At 74.2% G+C, this 24,725-nt stretch carries 23 protein-coding genes; 5 read left to right on the top strand and 18 right to left on the bottom strand.

Going from position 1 to position 24,725, the window contains the following annotated elements:
• The 5 genes from lanM to ABEB06_RS34370 all read right to left on the bottom strand — a co-directional run bounded on the left by lanM (position 1) and on the right by ABEB06_RS34370 (position 8,354).
• Positions 1 to 2,748 (bottom strand): type 2 lanthipeptide synthetase LanM, encoded by a 2,748-nt coding sequence (lanM, locus tag ABEB06_RS34390; RefSeq protein WP_345700839.1) that lies wholly within the window; start codon positions 2,746 to 2,748, stop codon positions 1 to 3.
• Positions 2,745 to 4,901 carry a peptidase domain-containing ABC transporter gene (locus ABEB06_RS34385; protein ID WP_345700838.1) on the bottom strand — a complete coding sequence of 719 codons (2,157 nt, stop codon included), beginning with the start codon at positions 4,899 to 4,901 and terminating at the stop codon, positions 2,745 to 2,747. Before ABEB06_RS34385 ends, lanM begins: the two co-directional genes overlap by 4 nt.
• Complete coding sequence (locus tag ABEB06_RS34380) at positions 4,901 to 7,855, bottom strand: type 2 lanthipeptide synthetase LanM family protein (protein WP_345700837.1); 2,955 nt, start codon at positions 7,853 to 7,855, stop codon at positions 4,901 to 4,903. Before ABEB06_RS34380 ends, ABEB06_RS34385 begins: the two co-directional genes overlap by 1 nt.
• 117 nt (positions 7,856 to 7,972) lie before the next feature.
• Positions 7,973 to 8,137 (bottom strand): class II lanthipeptide, LchA2/BrtA2 family, encoded by a 165-nt coding sequence (locus ABEB06_RS34375; protein WP_345700836.1) that lies wholly within the window; start codon positions 8,135 to 8,137, stop codon positions 7,973 to 7,975.
• Between the two features lie 49 nt (positions 8,138 to 8,186).
• Positions 8,187 to 8,354 carry a plantaricin C family lantibiotic gene (locus tag ABEB06_RS34370; RefSeq protein ID WP_345700835.1) on the bottom strand — a complete coding sequence of 56 codons (168 nt, stop codon included), beginning with the start codon at positions 8,352 to 8,354 and terminating at the stop codon, positions 8,187 to 8,189.
• A 236-nt stretch (positions 8,355 to 8,590) separates the two neighbouring features.
• Between ABEB06_RS34370 and ABEB06_RS34365 the strand changes: the two genes are divergently transcribed.
• Complete coding sequence (locus ABEB06_RS34365) at positions 8,591 to 8,776, top strand: hypothetical protein (RefSeq protein ID WP_345700834.1); 186 nt, start codon at positions 8,591 to 8,593, stop codon at positions 8,774 to 8,776.
• A gap of 61 nt (positions 8,777 to 8,837) precedes the next feature.
• Here the strand turns inward: ABEB06_RS34365 and ABEB06_RS34360 are convergent, their stop codons facing one another.
• The 5 genes from ABEB06_RS34360 to ABEB06_RS34340 all read right to left on the bottom strand — a co-directional run bounded on the left by ABEB06_RS34360 (position 8,838) and on the right by ABEB06_RS34340 (position 13,441).
• The gene (locus tag ABEB06_RS34360) at positions 8,838 to 9,614 is read right to left on the bottom strand and encodes an ABC transporter permease (RefSeq protein ID WP_345700833.1); all 777 of its coding nucleotides are present in this window, start codon (positions 9,612 to 9,614) and stop codon (positions 8,838 to 8,840) included.
• Complete coding sequence (locus ABEB06_RS34355) at positions 9,614 to 10,534, bottom strand: ATP-binding cassette domain-containing protein (RefSeq protein ID WP_345700832.1); 921 nt, start codon at positions 10,532 to 10,534, stop codon at positions 9,614 to 9,616. Before ABEB06_RS34355 ends, ABEB06_RS34360 begins: the two co-directional genes overlap by 1 nt.
• A 31-nt stretch (positions 10,535 to 10,565) precedes the next feature.
• Positions 10,566 to 10,868, bottom strand: coding sequence for a transcriptional regulator (locus tag ABEB06_RS34350; RefSeq protein WP_345700831.1), 303 nt, complete (start codon positions 10,866 to 10,868; stop codon positions 10,566 to 10,568).
• Entirely contained in the window at positions 10,858 to 11,331 is a 474-nt protein-coding gene (locus ABEB06_RS34345) for a hypothetical protein (RefSeq protein WP_345700830.1), read from the bottom strand. The genes ABEB06_RS34350 and ABEB06_RS34345 overlap by 11 nt, the downstream gene beginning before the upstream one ends.
• Positions 11,332 to 11,470: 139 nt before the next feature.
• Positions 11,471 to 13,441 (bottom strand): carbohydrate-binding protein, encoded by a 1,971-nt coding sequence (locus tag ABEB06_RS34340; RefSeq protein WP_345700829.1) that lies wholly within the window; start codon positions 13,439 to 13,441, stop codon positions 11,471 to 11,473.
• Positions 13,442 to 13,658: 217 nt separating this feature from the next.
• On the opposite strand from ABEB06_RS34340, the gene ABEB06_RS34335 reads away from it, so the two are divergent.
• Positions 13,659 to 14,657: a LacI family DNA-binding transcriptional regulator gene (locus ABEB06_RS34335; protein ID WP_345700828.1), complete on the top strand. Its 999-nt coding sequence runs from the start codon at positions 13,659 to 13,661 to the stop codon at positions 14,655 to 14,657.
• Positions 14,658 to 15,105: 448 nt separating this feature from the next.
• Here ABEB06_RS34335 and ABEB06_RS34330 read toward each other — a convergent pair whose 3' ends face one another.
• Positions 15,106 to 15,540, bottom strand: a complete 435-nt coding sequence (locus ABEB06_RS34330; protein ID WP_345700827.1) for a hypothetical protein — start codon at positions 15,538 to 15,540, stop codon at positions 15,106 to 15,108.
• A 166-nt stretch (positions 15,541 to 15,706) separates the two neighbouring features.
• Here ABEB06_RS34330 and ABEB06_RS34325 point away from each other — a divergent pair, with 166 nt between their 5' ends.
• Positions 15,707 to 16,459 carry an N-acetyltransferase gene (locus ABEB06_RS34325; protein WP_345700826.1) on the top strand — a complete coding sequence of 251 codons (753 nt, stop codon included), beginning with the start codon at positions 15,707 to 15,709 and terminating at the stop codon, positions 16,457 to 16,459.
• Positions 16,460 to 16,498: 39 nt separating this feature from the next.
• Here the strand turns inward: ABEB06_RS34325 and ABEB06_RS34320 are convergent, their stop codons facing one another.
• The 4 genes from ABEB06_RS34320 to ABEB06_RS34305 all read right to left on the bottom strand — a co-directional run bounded on the left by ABEB06_RS34320 (position 16,499) and on the right by ABEB06_RS34305 (position 20,062).
• Complete coding sequence (locus ABEB06_RS34320) at positions 16,499 to 17,548, bottom strand: hypothetical protein (protein WP_345702083.1); 1,050 nt, start codon at positions 17,546 to 17,548, stop codon at positions 16,499 to 16,501.
• A gap of 72 nt (positions 17,549 to 17,620) precedes the next feature.
• Positions 17,621 to 18,406, bottom strand: coding sequence for a spermidine synthase (locus ABEB06_RS34315; protein ID WP_345702082.1), 786 nt, complete (start codon positions 18,404 to 18,406; stop codon positions 17,621 to 17,623).
• A gap of 86 nt (positions 18,407 to 18,492) precedes the next feature.
• Entirely contained in the window at positions 18,493 to 19,449 is a 957-nt protein-coding gene (locus ABEB06_RS34310; RefSeq protein WP_345700825.1) for an alpha/beta hydrolase, read from the bottom strand.
• 79 nt (positions 19,450 to 19,528) lie between these two features.
• Complete coding sequence (locus tag ABEB06_RS34305) at positions 19,529 to 20,062, bottom strand: GNAT family N-acetyltransferase (protein WP_345700824.1); 534 nt, start codon at positions 20,060 to 20,062, stop codon at positions 19,529 to 19,531.
• Positions 20,063 to 20,138: 76 nt separating this feature from the next.
• Here ABEB06_RS34305 and ABEB06_RS34300 point away from each other — a divergent pair, with 76 nt between their 5' ends.
• Complete coding sequence (locus tag ABEB06_RS34300) at positions 20,139 to 20,681, top strand: GNAT family N-acetyltransferase (protein ID WP_345700823.1); 543 nt, start codon at positions 20,139 to 20,141, stop codon at positions 20,679 to 20,681.
• Positions 20,682 to 20,779: 98 nt separating this feature from the next.
• Positions 20,780 to 21,721: a hypothetical protein gene (locus ABEB06_RS34295; RefSeq protein WP_345700822.1), complete on the top strand. Its 942-nt coding sequence runs from the start codon at positions 20,780 to 20,782 to the stop codon at positions 21,719 to 21,721.
• 31 nt (positions 21,722 to 21,752) lie between these two features.
• Here the strand turns inward: ABEB06_RS34295 and ABEB06_RS34290 are convergent, their stop codons facing one another.
• From ABEB06_RS34290 to ABEB06_RS34280, 3 genes are all read right to left on the bottom strand, one after another.
• A complete protein-coding gene (locus ABEB06_RS34290; RefSeq protein WP_345700821.1) occupies positions 21,753 to 22,850 on the bottom strand; it encodes an AI-2E family transporter in 1,098 nt (365 codons plus the stop codon).
• Positions 22,851 to 22,922: 72 nt separating this feature from the next.
• A complete protein-coding gene (locus ABEB06_RS34285) occupies positions 22,923 to 24,008 on the bottom strand; it encodes a winged helix DNA-binding domain-containing protein (RefSeq protein WP_345700820.1) in 1,086 nt (361 codons plus the stop codon).
• Positions 24,005 to 24,709 carry a glycerophosphodiester phosphodiesterase gene (locus ABEB06_RS34280; RefSeq protein ID WP_345700819.1) on the bottom strand — a complete coding sequence of 235 codons (705 nt, stop codon included), beginning with the start codon at positions 24,707 to 24,709 and terminating at the stop codon, positions 24,005 to 24,007. The genes ABEB06_RS34285 and ABEB06_RS34280 overlap by 4 nt, the downstream gene beginning before the upstream one ends.
• Positions 24,710 to 24,725: the final 16 nt, after the last annotated feature.

The following is a 24,725-nucleotide window of genomic DNA, read 5'->3' as shown; positions in this document are numbered from 1 at the left end:
CTAACAGGTCAGGGCGGCCGGGACCCCGTGGGCGAGGGCCTCGGGGTCGAGCAGCATCAGGTCGGTGTCGGCGACGCCGGACCAGCCGAGCAGGTAGCCGATCAGCGAGGTCCGGCCGGCGGCGCCGGTGTAGTAGCCGTGCTCGCGGGCCAGCTCGATCACCCGGCCCTGGTGGGCGAGCGCCTGCTCGGCGAGCGTGCGCTCGCCGGTGAGCCCGGCGGCGGCCAGCAGCGACTGCTGCACGCCGCTGCTGCCGTGGCAGACCGAGAGCTCCACCGGCCCGTCCGGGAGCTCGGTGGCGGCGTCGACCAGCGCGGCCAGCGGGCCGCGGGCCAGCCAGTCGGTGCGTCCGGCGGCCCGGCAGATCTCGGCGGCGGCCAGCAGCACCCCGGCGGCGCCCTTGCACCACCCGGTGACGGCGGGCCGGTGGCCGGGCAGCCGCTCGGCCAGCCAGTCGAAGGCCTCCCGGGCCGCGGCGGGCTCGTCGAGCACCCGGCCGGCCCGGGCCCGGGCCCACCACAGGCCGAGCTCGCCGTGGGCGAGTTCCATCGGGGCACCGCTCGGCCGCGCCCGGTCGGGGGCGAAGGCGAGGCGGCGGACCGCGTCCAGGTGCGCCCGGTCGACCGGCAGGCCGCGCTCGGCGCGGGAGAGCAGCACCATCAGGACGCCGGCCGGGCCGTTGGCCACGTCGGCCTCCAGCTTCTCGCCGCGCTGCTCCAGTTCGCGGACCAGGGCGTCCAGCCAGGCCCGGTCGACGGCGTGCGGGCGGGCCAGCAGCACGGACGCGAGGCCGGAGAACACCGATTCGGGGATGGTGGCGAGCGTGTGCGGGTAGTCCGCGACCAGCGCGGCGAGCCCGCGGTCGGACGCCTCGCGCAGCTCGGCGAACCGCGCGCCGCGGCGGGCGGCGGTGCGGTACAGCCGGGCGATGCCTCCCATGTCGTGGAAGGCGATGTGGTTGCCGGGGGTGACGGTGGCGGCGCCGCGGTCGGGTCCGATGCTGCCGAGCCAGCCCGCCTGCGGGCCGTCGGGCGCGTCGATCCGGACGGCGAGGTCGGCGATCACCTCGGCGATCCGCGGGCCCCAGGCGCCGGGGGCGGCCATGGTCAGGGCCGCGCCGTGGAAGACGCCGTGCGCGGACAGGCCCTCCGGGGTGCCGGTCAGGTCGCCGAGGCACTCCTCGATCAGGAACTGGTGGTAGTGCTCGTGCCGGCCGGCCGCCATCCGGACGCCCCGACGGGCGTTGTCGAGGGCCGAGACGGTGAAGAAGTCCTCGATGCCGCCGGTGTGCGAGGCGAGCCCGGTGGAGTCGCCCCGGGTCAGGAAGTACGGGATGTTCCCGCCGTCCAGCGACTCGGCCTCGGCCCGGCGCAGCCAGGCGGCCTGCCTGCTCTCCAGCTTCCGGGGGAAGCGGTGCAGGTGACCGTGGAGCCGGTCGGTCTCGGCCTGGGAGACGAGGTACTTGGGGTGGGTGGAGGCGTCCAGGTAGCGGGCGTACACCTCGGTGGTGCGCAGCACGCAGCGCACCGGCAGCCCGGGGTGGCGGGCCAGGACCTGCTCGGCACCGCCGGAGCGCAGGAAGGCCAGCGCGTCGCGGTAGCCGGCCATCAGGTCCGGGACGTGCGCGGTGATCGGCAGGGCGGTGGCCCCGAGCCGGGGCACGTTGAGGCGGTGGCTGTAGCTGATGCCGCCCCACTCGACCCTGACGGCGTCGGTGCCGGCGTCGACGACCTGGGGCTTGCGCATGGCCGACTGCTGCTCGCCGAGCACGCCGGCGCCGGAGACCATCACGTCGATCACGGCACCGGGGTTGACCACCGGGAGCAGCATGGTGGAGGTGACCGAGTTCTTCATGTGGTTGATCAGGGTGTTGGACAGGGTGTCGTTGTCCACGCCGGCGTCGGCCCGCACCAGGGTCTCGGTGTCGATCAGGCAGGGGTGCTCGCCGTGCGCCAGCAGGTTCTCGTCGTGCAGGTCGGTGGCGCCGACCGCGCTGAGCAGGCAGGTGAGCGCGCCGAAGCGGTAGAAGTAGCGCGCCGGCTGATCGGGTGCGCGCATCGGCTCGGGTGCGGTGAAGAGCTGCCAGCCGTGGCCGTCGGCGGTGACCGAGTCGGGGACGCAGCCGTCCATCGGGTGGGCGAGGTACGGCTGCGCGGCGGCCAGCAGGTCGCGGGCGAAGTCGTCGGCGGTGAGCGGCCGCGGCTTGTACACCAGGCGCAGGCCGCCCTCGGTGGTGACGAACAGGACGCTGCGGTTGTCGTTGTGCGGGTCGGACCCGGCGGGCTCCACGGCCGTGATCCGCTCCGCCGCGGCCGGGCCGAGGGCGGCGGCCAGCGGCGCGCGGTCCTTGAGGTGGGCGGTGAACACCTCGCCGTACGCGGCGGCGGTGTTGCGGGTGACCGTGGCGAGGCGCCGGGCCAGCACGGGGTGGCGCTCCAGCACCTCGGCGTACCGCCGGTCGGCCCCCGGCCCGGCGGTGAAGGCGTCGAGGGCGGTGGCGCTGTCCGGGTCGGGGGGCAGGCCCAGGGCCTCGCGGTGGCGGTGGAACTCCGCGATCAGCGTCCGGTAGGCGTGGCCCTCGACGGTGGACAGGGCCACCTCCCACAGCCGGTGGGCGACCGCGCCGCGGTGCTCGGCGGCGACGGCGTCCTCGAAGTCGGGGCCGAGCAGGTCGCGCAGCCGGGGCAGCGGCAGCGCCCGGGTGTAGAAGGGCAGGAAGGCCCGGATGGTGACGGCTGGCTCGGTCATGCTGTCCCGCCCGTGAGAGTGGTGGTGTCCGCGTCGGTGTACAGGGCGGCGTAGGCCGCCTGGTTGTCCATCAGTTCCTGGTGGGTGCCGTGCTCGATGACCCGGCCGCCGCTGAAGACGTAGATCCGGTCGGCGTGCCGGATGGTGGCCAGCCGGTGCGCGATGATCACCTGGGTGGCGCCGAGCTCCTCGATGATCTGCGCGACCCGGCGCTCGTTCAGGGTGTCCAGCGAGGCGGTCGCCTCGTCCATCACGATGATCCTGGGCCGCTGGAGCATGACGCGGACGATGGCGAGCCGCTGGCGCTGGCCGCCGGAGAAGTTGGCGCCCAGTTCGGAGACCAGGGTCTTCAGGCCCATCGGCAGGTCGTCGATGAAGTCGAGGATGCCGACGGAGGCGCAGTACTCGCGGACCGTGGCCGGGTCGATGTCCTGACCGAGGGTCAGGTTCTCCAGGATGGTCCGGTTGTGCAGGTGTACCTCCTGCGGGATGTAGCCGATCTGGCGGCGCAGGAAGGTGCGGTCGTAGTCGTCCGCGGGGCGGCCGGCGAACTCGATCGTCCCGCCGGTGGGCCGGTGCAGCCCGCAGATCAGCCGGCCGAGGGTGGACTTGCCCGAGCCGGAGGCGCCGACCAGGGCGATCCGGGCCCCGGCCGGGATGTCCAGCGACACCTCCTTGAGCACCGGGTCGCTGTGCCGGGTGTACCGGAAGCCGACCTCGCGCAGCCGGATCGAGGTGTCGGCGAGGGTGGTGAGCCCGCCGCCGGCGGGCTCCGGCTCGTGGGTGGTGATGTCGCTGATCCGGGCCATGTAGCGGGAGGCCTCGGAGAACTCGGTGAACATCTGGAAGACCGAGCCGGACAGCGAGAAGTAGGTGGCGGACACCGACTGGACGGCGATCGCCGAGCCGAGCGTCACCTCCCCGCGGGAGACCAGGTAGAGGCTGGCCAGCAGCAGCACCAGCGGCCCGAACATCTGGGTGGTGCCGGCGAGTCCGGCGATCCAGCCCTGCTGGAGCCGCATCCGGGCGCGCATCGCGTCCAGCGAGGCCTGGTAGGTGTGCTCCCACTCGTCGGCGAACTGCTCGGCGTAGCCGCCCATCTTGATCGTCGGGATGGAGACGATCGCGTCCAGCTGGGTGGACTGGCTGCGGCCGACCTGGCTGATCTCCGCGTCGGTCACCTCCTTGACTCGGGTGCGGGTCAGCCACAGGTGCAGCGCGTTGGCCGAGAACAGCGCGGCGGCGACCAGCCCCAGCCGCCACTCGACCACGAACAGGTAGCCGCCGATGCAGACCAGGGTGCCGACGTCGAGGACGCCCTGCGCGATCCGCGAGGAGAGCAGGTCGCGCACCGCGTTGACGGTGTTGAGCCGGAACAGCAGCTCGCCGGGCTGCCGGGTGGTGAAGAACTTGTACGGCAGCGCGAGCAGGCGGCGGAAGGTGTGCGCCATCAGGTGACGGCCCATCACCGAGATCAGCGAGGAGAGCACCGCCACCCGCAGCAGCCACAGCAGCAGGTAGCCGGCGCCGGCTGCGGCGAGCGCCCCGATCACCACCGCGAGCCCCGCCGCGTCCTGCCAGTGCTCCTGCCGGTCGACCGCCCACTTGGTGAGCGCCGGCACGCCCAGCACCGCGCCGTACCCGCCGAGCGAGAGCAGCGCCACCAGGGCCATCCGCGGCCGTGAGCGCTCGGCGAACAGCGGGACGGTGCGCCAGTCGCGGGTGGCCGGCAGGGTCTGCCGGCGGAACTCCGGGCCGGGCTCGGGGGCGATCACCACGTCGCTGAAGCCGCGCTCCAGTTCGGCGCGGGTCAGCCGGCGCCGGCCGACCGCCGGGTCCATGACGGTCGCGGTCCGGCCGTCGAAGCGCTCCAGGACGACGAAGTGGTACTCCTCCCAGTAGAGGATCACCGGGGTGGTGAAGCCCTTCAGCGCGTCGATGTGCCGGGCCCGGAACATCTTGGTCCGCATGCCGCGCGAGCGCAGGAAGTCGGCCAGCTGCTTGGCGCCGAGCCCGTCCCGGCCGGCCTCCAGGTCCTGCCGGACGGTGACGAAGTCCTCGGTGCGCCCCCAGTGGCGCATGATCGCGATGCAGCAGCACAGGCCGCACTCGGTCTGGGTGACCTGGGTGACCGTGGGGACGCGGCGGGCCATCAGGCACCCCCGCCGGTCAGCGCGAGCGGCGAGGTCCGCAGCTCGGGCGCGAGCCGGTTGACCAGGTGCAGCAGCACGCCCGAGGTGCCGACCATGACGCTGTTGGTGTGCGCGTAGCGGCTGTGCCGGTCGGCGAGCTTGCGCTCGAACACCTCCGGGACCAGCCACTCGCGCTCGACCCGCGCCAGCCGGGCGGCCAGCTCCCGGTCGCCGCGGGCGGCGGCGATCCCGGTGAGCACGTCGTGGTTGCCCAGGTCGCCGTGGCACCAGGTGAGGTTGCGGCCGAAACCGACCCGCAGGGTGTTGGCCACCGCCTGCTCCAGCCGCCGCTCGCGGTCGGGCGCGCCGGGGTGGGCGGCGAGCGCCAGCGCGATGCCGGCCGCGCCGTGGCACCAGCCGGTGGAGAACCGGTCGGGTGTCGCGGTGTTGGAGAACCAGTCGCCCACCGCGGGGTCGTGGAACGCCTCCAGCCGCTCCAGCAGCAGGCCGGTCGCGGCCCCGACCCGGCCGGCCGCCTCCTCGCCCGCCGAGCCGCGCAGCACGCCCAGCGCGTGCAGGATCCCGGCGACGCCGTGCGCGAACCCGGACTGCCCGGCCCACGCCGGGTCCGACCGCTCGACGGCCGCGCACAGCCGCCCGACCAGTCCGGGCAGCGCGGCGGCGGCGTGCGGGCCGCCGACCGCGGCGACCACCCGCGCGGTGCCGGCCAGGCCGCCGATCACGTCGGCCGGCCCGCCCTCGGCCGGGAGCTGGGCGAGCACCAGGGGCAGCGCCTCCTGCGCGGCCTTGGCCCAGGCCGGCTCGTCCAGCAGCTCCCCCGCCGCGTGCAGGGCGAACAGCAGGCCGGTCATCCCGGTGTACGCGCCCGGGCCGGTCTGCTCGACGCTGCGCTGCTCGTAACGCTGGGAGGCGAGGATGTCGGCGCTGGTCGAGAAGATCTGCCGGGCGACGTCGGCGTACCGCTCCTCGCCGAGCAGCCGGCCGGCCGCGGCGAGCGCGAGGGCCGGGCCGCTGCGCCCGGTGTACAGGTCGTAGCCGAGCACCCCGCACGGCCAGGGGCGCTGCGCGGCGGCCGAGGCCAGCGGTCCGATCCAGGTGCGCGGCAGGTGGGCGAACTTGTCGGGCAGGCTGGTGGCGACCAGCTCGTCGGCGATCCGGCGGGCCAGCGCGCGCAGGTCGCGCTGCTCGGCGGGCGCCCGCCGCGCGCTCCAGGCGGCCGCACCGCTCAGGTGGTTGTCGGGGAAGCGGGCGCAGAAGGTCGAGTAGAGCAGCGTCAGCTGGCGGTCCACCGCGGTCTCGTCCAGGGCCGCCGCCTTGGCCAGCGCCCGGTCCAGCGGCGAGGCGTCGAGCCGGGCCCCGGTGTCCGTGCCGTCGGCGTCGTACAGCGCGGTGCCGGTCGCATCCGCGGTGAAGTACGGGACGTCGCGTTCGGCGAGCTGGCGCAGTTCGGCCGCGACGATGCCGCGGTCGCTGGTCTTGGAGGCGATCGCGATCCGCTTGAGCAGCGCGAGGTTGGTCGCGGGGTCGGCCATCGCGGCGGCCGAGGCGGTCATCCGCAGGGTCTGCGCGTACAGCGCCGTCGGGTTGTGGACGTAGCGCACCCGCAGCGTGGCGGCGACCTCCCGGAGCATCGCCGCCCAGCCGTCCGGGTCGCGCCGCACCGCGCCGGTGACGGCGGTGAACCCCTCGGCCATCGCGTCGGCGAGGCGCAGGACCTGCCGCTCGTCGGCGGCCGGGACGACGGTGCCGCGCGGCTCGGCCGGCTGGGCCCGCAGGACCATCCGGATCCGGTCGGTGAACGGCTCCTCGAAGGTCAGTCCCTTGAACGGCGCGGTGCCCTGGTTGTCGCCGCCGAGGAAACCGAGGTCGACGTGGCCGGCGTCGCCGTCCTTCCCGGCGAGCACCAGCGGCAGGATGCCGACGCCGTACAGCGAGCGGGCGATGGTGTCGTACGCGTTGCCCTCGGCCTCCGGCCGGGGTCCGGCGTGCACCCTGGCGGGGTGCAGCAGCGTCTCCAGGTCGACCGGGACGGGGCCGCGCCGGGTGGCGACGATGTTCTCGAAGTGCATGTCCCGGGCGTCCAGCAGGTGGAGCAGCGCGCCGAGTTCGCCGCAGGCCCGCATGAACGGCCCGGCGTCCTCGCGGACGTCCTCGGCCTCGACGAACTCGACGTAGCCGTAGCCGTCCCGCACCAGGGTGCGGGCGGCCGGCAGCCGGGTGCCGGCGGTCCGGTCGAGGTGGGCGGCGATCCGCTCGTACGCGGCCTCGCCGGAGACGTCGCGGGGCTTGAGGACCAGCCGGGCGCCGGAGGCGAAGGTGAGGACGCCGACGCTGCGGCCGTGCGCGTGGCTGTCGCCGTCGGAGCGGCCGATCGAGGCGACCGGGTCGTCGGCGGCGATGCCGAAGTGCTCGGCGAGCGCCGCGCGGTCCGCGGTCAGCCGTTCGCACTGCTCGGTGAAGGCGTCGACGGTGTTGCGGACGATGTGCGAGACCGCCGCGCCGAGCACCGGGAAGTCGGCGAGGGAGTCCTGCCAGGCCCCGGTGACGAAGCAGCGGTAGCGGTCCTGCGGGGTGTCGCCGGCCAGCCGGCCCTCGCCGGACGCCTTGTTGACGGCCGCGACCAGCGCGCGGGCGCAGGTGTCCTTCAGCCGGGCCTCGGCGCGGGCGAGGAGTTCCCGGGTGACCTGCTCGGGGTCCTGGAACAGTGCCGCGTACCGGCCGACCGGGTCCGGTGCGCAGACGGCGGCGGCGAGCGCGCGGACGATCCGCTGGAACGGGTACGCCTCGTCGGCGACGGTCCATGCCCGAACGGTCGGTGATAGGCTGTCAGGTGGTGAGACGTGCGCGGCGGTGAGGTACGGCAGCACGGCGCCGTCGAAGGCGGCGAGCGGCTCGATGGTCTCCTGGATTTCCGCGCTGTCGAACTCCGGATAAAAACTGTTGAGAGAATTCACCTGTTCTGTGCTCCGTCAGACGTGGGCGCGGAAGGGAAACAGTCCGCCGGTGGAGTGGGGATCATTGCGGGATCCCCACTCCACCGGCTTTCTCATGCCTGGTTCACCGGGCGTGCGTCAGCACTTGCTGGTGCACTTGGTGGTGGGGCAGAAGGCGCTGCTGGCAGCGACCGTGATGGCGATGGAGCACGGAACGGTGGTGGTACCGCCGTGCGCGTCCTCCTCGCCCAGCTCGATCAGCTCCAGCTCGTCCCAGGCGCCCAGGAAATCCTGCTTCTCCATTGTCGAACTCCTCAGCCGAGTTGAATTCCGGACCTGCCGTTCCGCAACGTCAGTTGCAGTTCGGCTGGCACTCCTTGGTCAGGGTGCACCAACCACCCTTGTTGCCGAGCCAGTCGCTCAGCGAGAACGTGTTCGTGGTGCACGCGCCGTACGCGACACCGTCGAAGTCCTGCTCCGCGATCTCCTCGACAAGAGAAACGTCGCCGTCGAAAGCCATGGGAAATCACCTCCGATTCGAATCCCGAATTCCGTTTGACGCACCTCGGTCAGGTCGCCGGAAATGAAGTTACATGCCGTTCACACTCGACACAACGGAAAGTGTCATGTGATGCCCGTCACACAGCGGAATTCAATTGGTATTCGAGTTCCGCTCGAGTTGGCCGTGAATGGGCCCGCACGCGGGCGGGTAGAACACCGGGGACCGCACCGCAGCGCACGAGGAGAAATGCGATCATGTTCGGATTCGGAAAGAAGTCCAAGAACTCCGACACCCCCGAGGGATCCGAGCAGCAGGCCGACGGGGCCCGCCGCCGGCAGGAGGAGAAGGCCGCCCGCAAGGCCCGCCGGCGCGCCAAGTACGGCCCCGGCTCCGACGCGGAGACCACCGCCGTCGGCATCTCCGGCATCATCCACGGCTGACCGCACGCACGCGCAGGGGCCCGGGGAGCGAACTCCCCGGGCCCCTGCCGTCGCTGCGCGCTCAGGCGTCCCTGCGCCGCACCGCCGCGTACCCGGCGGCCACCACCAGCGCCGTCCACACCGCGAGCACGCCCAGGCCGCTCCAGGCGCCCAGCACGGTGTCCCCCGGCGGGTCGCGGTAGAGCGCCAGCCCGCCCGCCACGTCCGGCAGGAACTGCGCCACCACGCGCACCCCCGGCAGGTTGCTCAGCATCGTCGAGACCGTGAAGAACAGCGGCAGCAGGATGCCCAGCGTCAGCGCCGAACTGCGCAGCACGCCCGCCAGACCCATGCAGAACAGGCACAGCAGGGTCGCGTACAACACCGCCCCGACCAGCGACCGCAGCACGCCCGGGTCGGCCGGGCCGGCGGTCGGCGCCCCGCCCGCGGTCGCCTGCGTGGTGAAGAACGCGACCGGCACCGCCACCGCCGACGCCACCAGCGCGGCCGCCGCCCCGGTGGCGAGCTTGGCGGTGTAGAACACCTCGCGCCGGGGCACCGCCGCCAGCGAGCTGCGGATCGTCCCGGAGGCGTACTCGCTGGTGACGATCAGCACGCCGAACACCACCAGCGCGATCAGCCCCAGCCGCAGGCCACTGTGGCCCGCGGAGATCGGGTCGAACGAGGCGGGCGCCGGCCGGTCGGCGTAACTGCGGCGCAGCAGCAGACCGGTGAGCAGGCCCACCACGACGCTCAGCAGGACGTACCAGACCAGGCTCCACCACAGGGAGCGCAGCGTGCGCACCTTGGTCCACTCGAAGGCCACGGCCGGCCTCAGCCGCTCCACGGTCGCCGCCATCACTCCGCCCCCTGCTGACGCGCCCGGTACTCGACGGCACCGGCGGTGAACTCCATGAACGCCTCTTCCAGCGACACCGTCGCCGGGCTGATCCCGTAGACCACGACCTGGTGCTCGGCGGCCAGTTCGCCGACCGTCCGGACGTCCGCGCCGTGCACCTCGACGACGCTGCGCTCGGGCCCGTCCCGCAGCTCCAGGCCGCGCGCCGCCAGCACCTCGCGCAGCCGCTCCGGCTGCGGCGTGGTGACCACCACCCCGCCGCGGGAGCCCTGCGACACGAACTCCTCGACGGACATCTCCGCGAGCAGCCGGCCCCGGCCGATCACCACCAGGTGGCTCGCGGTCAGCGCCATCTCGCTCATCAGGTGGCTGGAGACCAGCACCGCCCGCCCCTCCTGGGCCAGGCCCTTCATCAACTGCCGGATCCACAGCACCCCTTCGGGGTCGAGTCCGTTGACCGGCTCGTCCAGCAGCAGCACCTGCGGATCGCCCAGCAGCGCGGCGGCGACACCGAGCCGCTGGGCCATGCCGAGCGACAACCCCTTGGCCCGCTGGTCCGCCACCGCCGCGAGGCCGACCAGCTCCAGCATCTCGTCGGCCCGACGGTCGGGGATCCGGTTGCTGCGGGCCAGCCCCAGCAGGTGGGCGCGGACGCTGCGCCGACCGTGCGCGGAGCGGGCGTCCAGCAGCGCCCCGACGGTCCGCAGCGGCGCGTCCAGGTCCTGGTAGCACCGGCCGCCGATCAGCACCTGGCCGGAGCTGGGCCGGTCGAGTCCGATGACGGCGCGCATGGTGGTCGACTTCCCCGCGCCGTTGGGGCCGAGGAAGCCGGTCACTCGGCCGGGTTCGACCCGGAAACTGAGGTCGTCGACGGCCAGGGTCCGTCCGTAGTACTTGGTGAGTCGCTGTACCTCGATCACGTCTGCCCCCATCGTGTCGGTAAGGCGGCCATCACGCGCTCCCCGCCCTCGCGGCGGCGGCGATCCGCTCCAGGACCGCGGCGTGGCGCCGGAACGCCTCCCGGCCCTGCGGGGTGAGCCGGACCTGGGTCCGGCGGGCGCCCGGCGCGTTCTGCTTGCGGATCTCCACGTAGCCTTCGCCGGCCAGCGCGGAGAGCTGCTTGGACAGGGCCGAGTCGCTGGTGGCGACCGCGTCCCGGACGAACCCGAACTCGGCCCAGCCGGCCGGCGCGAGCAGGGCGACGATCGCCAGCCGCGCCGGGACGTGCAGGAACTCGTCGAAGTCACTGTCCATCGGTGCCCGGATCCGGCTCCGCGGGCGCCCGGCCCGGCACCGTCGCCGCGGCCCGCACCCGGCCGGCCGCCACCAGACCGGCCAGGCAGACCGCGGCCGCCGCCACCGCGTGCGGCGCCGGCACCCCGGCCGCGCCCGCCGCCCCCGCCAGCAGCCGGAAGACCGCCACCAGGGCGACGCCCGCCGCGGCGGCCAGCACCGCCTGCCGCCCGCCGAGCGGCAGGCGCACCGGGGCCCGGCGCAGACAGACCGTCAGCTGCACGGCCAACAGGCCCACCGCGGGGAACAGCACCGCGCCGCCCCACGGGTTGGGCAGGTCGAAGGAGGCGAAGGAGATGAACAGGGCCACCGCCGCGACCAGCACGTTCGCCCCGGAGAACCCGTACCGCGCGGAGGCGGCTCGGGTCTGCCGGTGCCGGTACTGCAGGTCGTCGAGCGCGGCTCGAGCCTCGTCGGGTTTCATACGGCTGCCCGCCTTCCACGGCGTCGGATGCGACTTTCCTCTCAGGAAAGTAGCACGGACTTTCCCGACAGGAAAGAACCCCCGCCCTCCGAAAGGATGTCCGGTGGGCGGGGGTTGACGTCGCGTCAGACGAGTGGGATCAGCCGGCGGTCACCGTGACCGTGGCGCCCGGGGCGACGGTGACGGTGGCGGAGCTGTACGCCACCCCGTGGTCGCTGCCGGCGAGGGCGGTCTGCGGCACGCCGTTCACCGTGACGGTGGCGTGCGCGCCGGGGAAGCGGGCCTCCCAGGTGTACGTCCCGGTCGCCGAGTTGTTGGTGAGGGTGGTGCCGGTCGCGCCGTCCTGGCGCAGCGTGACGGTGTCCCCGCCGACCGGGATGTCGGCCACCTGCAGCCAGTCCATGCCGGAAGGCAGCCGGGAGATGGTGGTCAGCGACCGGTTCGGGGCGTCGGGGGTCAGGCCCAGCAGCCCGGCCACGGTCTGGCCGACCAGGGTGAACGACACCTCCGGGTAGTCGCCGTTGGGGCCCTGCGCGGCGTTGATGTGCTGGGTGTCGCGCTGGTCGTAGACGTAGCCCATCCACTTCCACGCGGTGTCGGGCCGGCCGTTGGCGAAGAAGGTGTCGGGCAGGTAGGTGTACGCCTCGATGTTCCGCGGGCGGGCCGGACCCTGCGCCTGCTGGTCGATGTAGTCGAGGTAGGCGTCGTTGCGCGGCCCCGGCTCGATGATCTGCTTCATCGGCATGAACCAGCTGTTCTCCTTGCCCCAGCCGGTGAACACCCGGCCGTCGGTGGAGTAGCCGCGCACCATCTCCGCACCCGAGCCGGATCCGCTCCAGTCGTCGTTGAAGTACGCCTTCAACGCGGCCGCCCGGGCGTCGTACGCCTCGGCGACCGCGGTGTCGCCACGGCCGCGCGCCAGCGAGGCGACCGCCAGCAGCGCCTGGTACTGCGAGGCGATGCCGTCGCCCGCCTCCGCCAGGCTCTCGCCGCCCTGCTCGTCGTAGCTGGCGGTGCCCTGGAAGATCCCGCCGCCGGTGCCCTCCGCGACCGCGACGCCCGGGCCGTTGTCCTTGGCGCCGTTGTGCAGGTCGATGAACTCACTTGTGGCGTGCCGGTAGAAGTCCCAGAGCGCCGGATCCTCCACGTACGCGCGGTCGCCGCTCCACCGGTACGCCTGGTTGGCCTTCTCCACCAGCTCGAAGGTGGCCGGCACCTCCCGGACGAAGCTGCCCGAGTTCTGGTAGTCGATCGCCAGGTAGGTGGTGGTGTCGAAGTTCAGCGCCCACACCGGGTAGTACTTGTGCGCCTCCGTGGCCGAAGCGGCGAAGGAGCGCAGCATGGCGCGGTTCTCCGCGTTCAGGCCCAGCACCTGGGCGCCGACCAGCTGGTGCGTCATGTCGCGCGAGTAGTAGCCGCTGCGGTTGGCGTAGCCCGCCCAGTACGACGGGCCGTACGCGCCGGTGCCGCTGCCGCTCGTGCGGTTCTCGTCCACGTTGATCGCGCCGACGGTGCCGGGCAGCTGCACCCAGGAGTTGGCCTTGCGCTTCGCCCAGTCGAACATCTCGACGACCTTCGGGTCGGAGGAGGTCGCGACCGGGTCGGCCGGAGCCGCCGGGGAGACCATCACGTCGTCCGCGTTGACCCAGGCGTCACCGGACTCGAACGCGATCTCCAGCAGGTCGCCGCGCTCCACCACGACCCGGCTCACCGTGTAGCGGGCGTACGCGGTGCGCGCCGGCAGCACCACCGAGCCCGCCCCGACACCGTTCACCTTCACTGTGAACCGACCGTTCGGGCCACCGGTGGCGATCCACGCGGAGATGTCGAAGCGCCCGGAGGCGGCCGCCGTGACGGTCTGACTGACCCGCTTCCCCGCACCCCCGTCCAGGTACGCCTGCCGGGCGCCGCCGTGCGGATGGTTGGTGCCGACACCGGTGCCGGCGCTGAAGGTCCAGCCCTTGGTGCCCTTCTCGAACCCGGGATTGGTGACGGCCAGAGGCACCATCCCCTTCGCCGGCGCGGCGTGCGCGGCGGTGGCGGCGGTGTACGGCGCGAGCGGGACGAGCAGGGCGATCGCGGTGAGCAGCGGCAGGTGGGCGCGCCTCATGGGTTCTCCCGGACGTGAGGGTGACGGTGGGTGGACCGCGAGGGACGCTAACAGCGGCGCTCGGGGGCCTGCAATGGATCGGTGGAATATTTCTCAGATTCAGCGAGTGCTGGACTGAAAACTTTCACCCATGCCGTGCAATCAGCCTCCCCGAGTCCGTCACGGCGCCGCCCGGCAGCCGTATGATGCAGGTCACCGCCGCCGTGGAAGGGGTCGCATGAAGGTCGGGATCACCGAGGTCGCCGCACGCGCCGGAGTCAGCGAGGCGACCGTCAGCCGGGTGATCAACCGGCGGCAGGGCGTCGCCAAGAAGACCCGCGACGCCGTCGAGGAGGCGATGGCCGAGCTCGGCTACGAACGCCCCCGGCCCGGCCAGCTGATCGCCGTGGTCACCGAGCACGTCTCCAACCCGTTCTTCGCCGACGTCGCCGAACGCATCGAGTCCGCGCTCGCCCCGCACGGCCTCAAGACGGTGCTCTGCCCGGCATTCCCCGGCGGCGTCCAGGAACGCGAGTTCATCGCCGAACTGGTCGACCGCGGCGTCGCCGCCGTCGTCTTCCTCTCCGCCAGCAACACCCTCGTCGGAGCCGACACCTCCACCTACGGCATGCTGCGCGACCGCCGCATCCCGTATATCGGCGTCAACGGCCCGTTCGCGGACGGCCACCCGGTACCCGTCTACTCCACCGACGACCGGCTCGCCGCCGAACTCGCCGTCGACCACCTCCACCGGCTCGGCCACCGCACCATCGGCATGGCCTCCGGACCGGCCGGCAACCACCCCGCCGACCGGCGCGTCGAGGGCTTCCTCACCGCGATGCGCCGACGCGGCATCGAGGACGCCGAACGCCGGGTGATCCGCCAGTCCTACACCGTCGAAGGCGGCCAGGCCGCCGCCGCCACCCTGCTCGGGCTCGGCGCCACCGCGATCGTCGCCGCCAGCGACCTCATGGCCCTCGGCGCGATCCGCGGCATCCGCCGCCACGGCCGCACCGTCCCGGACGACGTCTCCGTCATCGGCTACGACGGCACCACCATCACCGAGTTCACCGACCCGCCCCTCACCACCGTCCGCCAGCCCGCCGACCGCCTCGCCCTCGAAGTCGGCCGCTCCGTCCTCGCCCTCGTCACCGCCCGCGACGTCCCCCTCGGCGAACTCCTCTTCGACCCCGAACTCGTCATCCGCGCCACCACCGCCCCACCCCCCACAACCTGACCCACCCCCGGCCGAAGACGAACTCCCCGCCGACAGCACGCCCTCCCCCGCGGAGGCGGATCCGCTCTCGCCCAGGCCTCCCGCCGAAGGCGGCCCCCGCCGGAGGCGCCTCCACGCCAAAGGCGAGCTCCCCGCCGGAGGCGGATCCGCTCTCGCACGGGCCTTCCCCACCGAAAGTGAGCTCGCCGCCGAGAGCACGTTCCCCCGCCCGAGGCGGCCCCCGCCGGAGGCGCCTCCACGCCGAAGGCGAGCTCCCCGCCGGAGGCGGATCCGCTCTCGCACGGGCCTTCCCCGCCGAAGGCGAGCTCCCCGCCGAGAGCACGTTCTCCCCGCCGAAGGCGGCTCCGTTCTCGCGGGTCTCCCCCCGCCGGAGGCGCACGCACGGCAACCGCCGGAGCCCGGCTCGCCCTCCGGAGGGGTGGGCGAGCCGGGTCGGCGGATGCGGGTGTCAGCAGGTGACGGTGGTCTCCAGGCTGACCGGTCGCGGCGACCACGGGTAGCTCGCCACGGCGAAGCCGGCCTTCACGGTCGAGCCGCACGCGACCGTCCCGGAGATCCCCCGCACCTCGACGATCGAGGAGTTGAAGATCACCGACCGGCTCAGCGTCCCCGCGGGCGCCTCACTGGTCAGCGTGGTGAACAGCTCCTGCCCGAACGGCGACGGGCTGCCGGGGCTGGGCGGGCCGGCGAGCGAGACGCGGCCGTACACCTCGACCTGGTCGCCGGTGATGTCGGCGCAGACGCGGGTGTTGAGGCCGGCCTGCAGCCCGGACGCGCCGCACACCGTGGTGGTGGCGGTGGTCTGGGCGGACGCGGTGGCGGGCGCGACGGCGATCAGCGCGAGGCCGGCGGCACCGGCCGCGAGCACGAGCTTGCGAGACATGGGAAAAGTCCTCCCCTGGGCTTCGCATTTCCGGACCTTCCGGCGAATGCAATGTCACATTACAACCCCACTGTGACCGTGGGGTGACCGAACGGCCACGGAGTGACGCACACCACGCGAACAAACCGGATGCCCACCCTCCGGCGGCCCGCCTAGGGTGCTGCTCATGAACGCGCTCACCGTCACCACGCTCGCCGACCGTCCGCACCTCACCCCGGCCCTGTGGCAGATGCCGGACAGCTGGCAGCCGTTCATGCTGCATGACCCGGTCGCGGGCGCCCATCTGGGCCGGGTCCCGGAGCTGTTCCCCGAGTTCGTGCTGGTGGCGACGGACGCGGACGGCGAACTGGTCGGGCGCGGCCTGAGCGTCCCGTTCCACCAGGCGAACCCGAAGCGCGCCGCCGGCCTCCCCGACCGGGGCTGGGACATGGTGCTGCTCTGGGCGTTCGCCGACCACGCCCGCGGCGACCGTCCGGACCTGGTGACGGCGCTGGAGATCGCGGTCCGCCCGGACCTCCAGGGCCGCGGCCTGTCCGGCGTCCTGCTCGGCGCGATGCGGGACAACGCGCGCCGCCACGGGTTCCCGGCGGTGGTCGCCCCGGTCCGCCCGAGCGCCAAGCACCTGGAGCCGCAGTCCCCGATGTCGGAGTACGCGTTCCGGGTGCGCGAGCAGGACGGGCTGCCGCACGACCCGTGGCTGCGGGTGCACGTCCGCGCGGGTGCGACCGTGGAGAAGGTCGCCCCGGCGTCGATGACCATCTCCGGTTCGCTCGCCGAGTGGCGCGAGTGGACCGGCCTGCCCTTCGACACCGACGGCCCGGTGACCGTCCCGACCGCCCTCGCCCCGGTCCACTGCGACCTCGCCGCCGACAGCGCCGTCTACGTGGAGCCGAACGTCTGGGTCCGCCACACCCTCTGACGGGTCGGCACAGGGCCCCGACGCGTCAGCACACCGCCGTCAGGCCATCCACGGGCTCCGCCACGCCCGGTCGAAGACCGCCCGCAGCCAGGGTTCCCGGACTGCGGGCATCCACGCCAGGACCTCCCGGAAGACCTGCCTCGACGGCTCGAACACCCACACCGGCCGGAGCGGCAGCGGATCGTCCCGCTCGACTCCCTCCGGCAGTCCACCGACCACCGGCAGTCGACTCCGCTCGCCGGGGGACACCAGCCACGCCCACACCTCGGCCGCGAGCGGGACCAGGACCGCCTCACCGCCGCCTCCGGGCGGCGCCCACACCTCGCCGCTCTGCGGATGGAGTGGCACCAGCAGCAGCTCCGCGTCGGGTACGCCGAGCCCGGGCCCGGCCAGTGCCAGCCGTCGCTCCGGCTCCCCGCCCGGCAGCAGCGCGGCGAGCGCCCGTTCCAGGTACGGCGCGGCCTGCGGGTCCACGACGGCCACCGGCCGCCCGCCCGAGGCCGCGGCCACGTGGGCCAGCGCGGCCCCCGTCGCGGCCTGCCACCGGTCGCTCCACCAGCCGCGCGGCTCCACCGGCGGCAGCGCCCGGTCCTCCCCGGTGATCTCCTCCCACCCGGCGGGTGCGGGTTCCGACGGCGCTCCGGGCAGTCGGCGCACCGCGCGAGGGTCCAGCCGGACAGCCTGCCACTGCCCGCAGTCGTCGATCCGGCTGCCCACCGGCAGGCCGCACTCCGCGCAGGCCAGATTCGGCCGGTCCGCCCCGCCGACGCCCAGGCAGCCCTCGCCGCACCACTGCGGGACGAGCACCACCCCGCCGACGTCGCCGGGCGCGAGGACGACCGTCCCGGTCGGGCCGTCGGAGATTCCCCACAGCGGCGCGAACAGCCCGCGCTCCGCGGCCCGTTCCGCTCCGAGGTCCTCCCACTGCTGCCACGGCGGGCCGTACGGCCGGGGGTCGACGGCGTAGCTGCCGGGTTCCAGCAGCGGTGGCAGCAGGTCGTGTCCGCCGCGGAGGGCGGCGTGCGCCGGCAGGGCCACCTCCGACACCGCGGCCGTCAACCGGGCACCGCACTCCCCGCACCCGAACACCGCCAAGCGTCCGCCCCTCTCCTCGTCGGAGCCCGATTCTCACCGGCTCCCCGACCCGGGGCCAACGGGTTTTCAGCCGACGCTGAACGCCCCGGCGGGCGGTGGCGGGGAGTCCTGGGCCTCGGCGTCGGTGACCGGCCGGGCCCCGCGGACGAAGCGGGCCAGTTCCTCGTCGCCGACCATCCGCGCGGGGAACGGGTCGCCCGCGACCTTGCGCGCCAACTCGGCCTCGGGCAGCGGCCGGTCGGAGCCGAGCAGCATGACGTTGCCGTAGCGCCGGCCGCGCAGCACGCCGGGTTCGGCGACCAGGCAGCTGTACTCGAACACTTCCCGGACGGTGGCGGCCTGCGCCTTGGCGAAGGCGAGCGGCGGGCCGTCGGCGAGGTTGGCGGCGTACCGCCCGCCGGGGCGCAGCGCGGCGGCCGCGTGCCGCAGGAACTCGACGCTGGTCAGGTGCCCGGGGGTACGGGAGCCGCGGAACACGTCGGCGACCACCAGGTCGTACGTCGCCTCCCCTGCCTGCGCCAGTGCTTCGCGCGCGTCCCCGACCTGCACCGCGATGCCGTCCGGCCAGGGCAGCACCTCGCCGACCAGGTCCATCAGCGGCCCGTCGATCTCGGCGACCCGCTGCCGCGAGCCGGGCCGGGTGGCGGCCAGGTAGCGGGGCAGGGTGAGCGCCCCGCCGCCGAGGTGCAGCGCGTCGACGGCCTCGCCCGCCGGGAACCCGGTGTCCACCAGGTGTGCGATCCGCTGGACGTACTCGAACTCGAGGTGGGTCGGGTCCGCCAGGTCGACGTACGACTGCGGCGTGCCGTCGAGGGTGAGCAGCCAGCCGCCGTCCCGGTCCAGATCGGGCATCAGCTTCGCCGTGCCGAGCGCGACGGCCCGCTGCACCGGCAGCGGCTCGCCCGCACCGCTCCCGTCGCCCGCACCGCTCCCGTCGCTCACACCGCACCCGGCACGTACGCGCCGAGCCAGCGGTCGAGCTCGGCGAAGACCTGGTCGCGGGCCTGCTCGCCGCTGAGCACCAGGTCGTGCACGCCGCCCTCGATCCGGACGACGGTGACGTGCCGGCCGAGGCGGGGGCCGAGCGCGGCGATGTCGTCGGCGCGCAGCACAGCGTCGGCGGTGTGCAGCGTGGGGTGCCACTTGGTGGTGGCGATGGAGGCGGTGGAGGCCATCAGCAGGATCGGGCAGTCGACGGCGAGGCCGCGCCGGACCTGGCGGTGGCCGCGCTGGATGGCGGCGAGCCAGCCGGCGTACAGCGGGAAGCCCTCGGCGGGCTTGAGGGTGAGGTCGAACTCCCACGCGCCGCGGTGCTCGCGGTGCAGGCTGTGCACGTAGTGCGGGTTGAGCGTGGTGGGCAGCTTGCGGGTGGCGGAGAGCCGGCCGATCGCCTCGACCGCGGGGGCGCCGAGGGTGCGGACGGCCGGGGCGGCGGGCATCGACAGGAACGGGCTGTTGAGGAACAGCCCGTCGACGATGCCCCGCCCGGCGCGCCGGTTCGCCCACAGGGCGGTGACCAGGCCGCCGGTGGAGTGGCCGTTGACCACCAGGGTGCGGTGGCCGTCGAGTTCGCGGATGACGCGGGCGGCCTCGTCGAGCTCCTCGTCGTAGGCGGCGAGGTCGCGGATGAAGTTCGGCGAGTGGTGGGGGCGCAGCGAGCGGCCGTACTTGCGCAGGTCGAGCGCGTAGAAGGAGTAGCCGGCGGCGGTGAAGTGGTCGGCGAGGTGGGTCTGGAAGAAGTAGTCGACGTAGCCGTGCACGTAGAGCACGGCCTTGTCCGAGCCGGGGACGAGGCGCCGGACGAGGGTGGCGGAGACGGCGCCCTCCTCGTCGGGGCTCAGCGGCAGTTCCACGGCCTCGTAGGGTTCGCCGAGGATGTCCGTCCGAAACTCCATGCGCTCTCTCCCGTGCCCCTCACCGGGCGCGCCGCCTGCCGGCCCGCCCGGTGCCGACGATACCGTCCGGTAGCAAGGGTCAGCGCGTCCACTCCGCCGCGAGGAGGCCGAGGATCGTTTCGTCGGCGAACCCTCCGTACACCCAGGTCGAGCTGCGCAGGGTGCCCTCGACGGTGAAGCCGGCCCGCTCCGCGGCCTTGATCATCGGGGTGTTGTCGGCGAGCGTCTCGACCTGGAGCCGGTTGAGGCCGCGCACGGCGAAGCCGTAGTCGCAGAGCACCCGGACGACGTCGGCGCCCAGCCCCTTGCCGCGGTGCGCGGGGCGCAGTGCGAGGCCGAGGTGCGCGGAGCGCTTGTGCGGGTCGATGCCCCACAGCACGGCCTCGCCGAGGAGTTCGCCGCCGGCGAGGTCGACCGCCGAGAAGCAGACCACGTCCTCGGGCAGGTCGTCGACCCGGAAGGGGTTGCCGGCGGTGGCGCCCGGCGCCACCGGCCGCCACGGGCGGTCGTCGCCCCGGGTCCGGGTGACCACGTCACCGTGCAGTTCGTCCAGCAGGACGGGGATGTCGTCCTCGTGGCGGGCCCGCAGCCCGATCTTCGCTCCGTGCAACATGTGACATTGCTATCGACCACGATCCGCCGCCGGCAACTGAATTGGCAACCCCTGCCGGGCGTGCCATGCTCCTGCGGTGATCGACACGCCCCGTCTGCGGCTGCGCCGCTTCCGCCCCGAGGACGCGCCGGCGCTGGCCGCGTACCGCTCCGACCCGCAGGTGGCCCGCTACCAGGGCTGGGAGTCGCCGCTCTCCGCGGAGGCCGCCGCGGCGCAGGTCGCCTCGTACGCCGCCGGCGACCCGCGACGGCCGGGCTGGTTCCAGTACGCGATCGAACTGCGCGCCGAGGGCCGGCTGATCGGCGACCTCGGGGTGGGCCTGCACGAGAACCTGCGGCAGGCGGAGGTGGGCTTCACCCTGGCCGCCGACCGGCAGGGGCAGGGCTACGCGAGCGAGGCGGTCCGGGCGCTGGTGGACGCGCTCTTCGCGGGCGGCCTGCACAAGGTGTCGGCCGAGTGCGACGCGCGCAACGCGTCCTCGGCCCGGCTGCTGGAGCGGGTCGGCTTCCGGCGCGAGGGCCTGCGGCGCTCGCACACCTGGTTCAAGGGCGAGTGGACCGACGACCTGGTGTTCGGCCTGCTGGCGGACGACCCCCGGCCGACCGGCCCCGGGTCCTGACGCACCCCCCGGATCCTGACGGCCGCAGGCATTAGGTCGGTAACGTTCCGCGGTCTCCCCTGTCGCGGGCCCGGCGGATGCGCCTAGGCTTCCTCGGCATGCCGATCTTTGGACGACGCCGCACCTCCGCCCCGCGCCTGGCGCCCGAGCTGGACGACGCCGAGCTCGGGCGGGTCCGCAAGCACCTGACGGCCCCCCAGGTGCAGGGGCAGCTCGACCTGTCGGCGGGTCTGGTGGAGCAGTTGCTGCGGGACACCGGCACCGACTGGGACCTGCGCACCCACCGCCTGGCGGTGCTGGCGGAGGCGGCGTCGCCGGGTCTGGCGCAGGTGTGGCGTCGTCAGCGGCCGAGGGACGCCGATCCGTTGGTCTTCCAGGTCTGGGCCGAGCTGGCCCAGGCCCGGCGGGACGGTGCGGTGGAGGACCCGCGGGGGCTGTTGGAGCGCTGCCACCGCGCGGCCGACCTGGTCCCGGCCGACCCGACGCCGTGGATCGCCCGGCTGGGCGCACTGCGCCTGCTGAGCCGCCCGTCGGAGGAGGTCTACCCGGTGTGCCGGGAGATCGGCTCGCGCGATCCGTGGAACCGCGCCGCACACCTGGAGATGCTGGGCTACCTGTCGCCGGCGGAGTGCGGTTCGCACGCGCAGGCACTGGACTTCGTGGACGCGGTCCGGGCCGCGGCCCCGGCGAACTCCGCGGTGGCCGGCCTGGAGCTGGCCCTGCTGCTGGAGCGCTACCGGGCCACCCTGGCGGCCGGCGGGGTGACCGCGCTGGGCGCCCGCCGCCGCTGGACCCGGCCGGACGCGGAGGCCGCGCTGGAGCGCGCGCTCACCTGGACGCTGCCGGGCGCGCTGAGCCACGCCGGCGCTCCGGCCGACCTCAACCTGCTGGCGTACGCGCTGGTGCAGGCGGGCCGGCTGCGCGAGGCGGCGACGGTGTTCGAGGTGCTGGGCGCGACGGTGGCGCCCTGGCCGTGGGCGCTGGACGGCGAGCCGCTGCAGCAGTTCGAGTACTGGCGCGAGCAGGCCCTCACGGCGTGACCGGTCGCTCCCCCCGGCGTGACCGGGCCGCTCACGGCGTGACCGGGCCCGCCTGAGCGGTCCCGGTCCCCCCGTCGCCGCGCCGGCCGCGCCGCCCGATCTCCCCCGTGCGGCCGCGCAGCACCGAGACGATGCCCATCCCGGCGGCGCAGACCGGGACGGCGAGCAGCGCCCCGATGATCCCGGCGACGCCCGCCCCCGCCACCACGGCGATCATGATGGTGGCGGGGTGCAGTTCGACGGTGCGGCTCTGGATGACCGGTTGCAGCACGTTGCCCTCGACGGCCTGCACGGCCAGTACCACGCCGAGCGCCCAGAGCGCGGTGCCGAGCCCGCCGTCGGCGAGCGCGACCAGCACCGCGACGGTGCCGGACAGGAAGGCGCCGATGAACGGGATGTAGGCGCCGAGGAAGACCAGCGCGCCGAGGCCGGGCGCGCCGGGGACGCCGAGGACCACCAGGCCGACGGTGATGAAGAAGGCGTCGATCGCGGCGATCAGCGTGGTGCCGCGCATGAACCCGGCCATCGCGTTGAACGCCTGCCGGCCGCAGGCGACCACCGTCTCGGCCTGGGCGGGCGGCAGGACGTCGCGGACCAGGTCGCCGCTGCGGTGGCCGTCGCGCAGGAAGAAGAAGACCAGGGCCAGGGCCAGCACCCCGCCGGTGGCCAGCTGGGTGACGAAGCCGAGCCCGGAGATCACGCCGTTGGCGAGCTGGGTGACCATGGTGCTGCCGTTGCCGGCGCTCTGCTGGATGCCCTGCTGGATGCGGTCGCCGACCGGGCCGAGCCACTCGGCGATCCGGTTGCCCGCCTCGGTGAGCGCGGAGGCGATCTCGGGGGCGCTGTGCACCAGGGAGTTGACCAGCAGGGCGAGCACCCCGCTGACCGCCAGCACCAGCACCGCGCAGGTCAGCCCGGCGGCGAGGCCCCGGCGGACGCGGTGCTCCACCAGCCAGGGCATCACGGGGTGGAGCAGCGAGGTGGCCAGCAGCGAGATGATCACCGGGATGGTGGCGGCCCGCAGCGCGACGAAGGCGTAGACGACGAAGGCGGCGACGGCGATGAAGAGGATCACCGCCGCGGACCAGGCCGCGGCCAGGCGTACGGGGGGCGGCAACCGGTCTCTCATGAAGACATATCAGCACACAAGAGATCGAATGCCCCGAATCGCCCCGTTCCGGGCGTGCCCGCCGGCGGGCCGTCAGCCCGCCTGCACCTCCACCGGGCCCTCGCGCCCGGCGAACTCCAGCACCCGCCGGCCCTCCGCCGCCACCTGCCGGTCGACCGCGCTCCCCCAGGGCGCGAACGGCCGCACCCGCACCCGGTCCTGGTCCAGCCACCACTGCCCGGCGACCAGTCCGTCGACCAGGACCGTGCCGGCGACCAGCCCGTTCTGCGTCATCACCAGCGGCCGGTACTCCTCCGGCAGCACCCGGGTCCGGTCGGCGTGCGAGAGGATCAGGTTGTCGAACGGCGCGACCAGCCGGACCGGCACCGCCAGGTCCGCCGACGGGCGCGGCGCGTCCGGCAGGTCGTACAGCGTGCGGCCCGCCTCGTCCTCGAACCGCACGAGGTCGGGCGCCAGCCGCGCGAGCACCGCGGCCAGGCCGGTCAGGCCGCACCACTTCTGCACGTCCGCGGCGCTCGCCGGGCCGAACGCGGCCAGGTAGCGCAGCACCATCCGCTCCAGCGACGGCTCCCGCGCGGGCGCCGTCCGCCCGAGCCAGAGCTCGGCCGTGGTGTGGGCGGCCGGGCCGCTCCTGCCCCAGACCCCTCGCGGCGGCACCTGGACCAGCGTCAGCTCGGACCGCGCGGCCTGCGCCAGCGCGGCCGCCGGCAGGCCGGTGAACTCCTCGGCCAGCAGCTCGCCGAGCCGCTGGAAGGTCAGCGGCTCGGCCTCCACCAGCTTGCGGGCGGACGCCGCCAGCGCCGGGTAGTCGATCCCGGGCAACTGCCTGCCCCAGTTGCCGCGCACGGCCCGGTCGAGCACCGGCTGCACCAGGGGGCGCAGCTCCAGGCAGTCCTCGGCCGTGACCAGGTGGATGGTGCCGCGCTGCAGGGCGACCCGGACGGCCTCCCGCCGCTCGATCGACCCGCTCAGCCGCTCCGGCCGGAAGCCGTCGATCCGGGCCAGCAGCCCCAGGTACGGCGGCTCCGGCGCGGCCTGCGCCTGCAGGCCCACCAGGTGCTCCAGCACCGCGCCGACCGGCAGGTCGACCCGCTCGATCAGGTGCTGACGGGCCAGCAGCGCCCGTCCGAGCGCCCGTCGGCCGAGCACCGCGCTCACCGCACGGCCGCCCGCCGGTCGATGGTCGAGCGCAGCAGCGCGACGCGGTTGCTGGTCAGCGAGTCGACGCCGGCGGCCAGCAGGCGGTTCATGGTCCGCCGCAGGTCGACGGTCCAGGCGGAGACCCGCAGACCCGCGTCGTGCGCGGCGTCCACCAGGCGCGGCTCGGCCATCGCGAACGGCGGGTTGAGGTAGTGCGGGCGCAGCTCGTCCAGCAGGGTCCGGCCGGGCAGTCGGGGCTGCTTCCAGGTCAGTGACAGCTCGGCGTGCGGGGCGAGCTCCCGGACGGCCAGCATCGCGGCGACGGGGCCGCAGAAGCCGACCCGGTCCTCGGCGCCGAGCTCGGTGACGGTCCGCCAGGCGGCGGCGACCGGGCCCGCGTCGTCCAGGTCGAGCAGGAGCCGGCCGCCGCTCGCCGCGGCGGTCTCCAGCGCCTCCGCCAGGGTCGGCACCCGCAGGCCGGGGCTGCCGAGGTCGGCCAGCTGCTCGGCGGTGATCCCGGCCAGCGGGCGCGGGTCGTCCCACAGCCGCTCCAGCGTCGGGTCGTGCAGCAGCACCGGCACGCGGTCGCGGGTGAGCCGGACGTCCACCTCCACCAGGTCGGCGCCGGCCGCGAGGGCCGAGGCGATCGAGGGCAGGGTGTTCTCGCGGTACCGGTACGGGTCGCCGCGGTGGGCGACCGCCAGGACGGTACGGGACATGGGGGGCAGCAGACCT

This window comes from Kitasatospora terrestris (genome assembly GCF_039542905.1).
Lineage (GTDB): Bacteria > Actinomycetota > Actinomycetes > Streptomycetales > Streptomycetaceae > Kitasatospora > Kitasatospora terrestris.
Note: the sequence above shows the minus strand (reverse complement) of the source record. Positions and strands in the feature narration are given on the sequence as shown.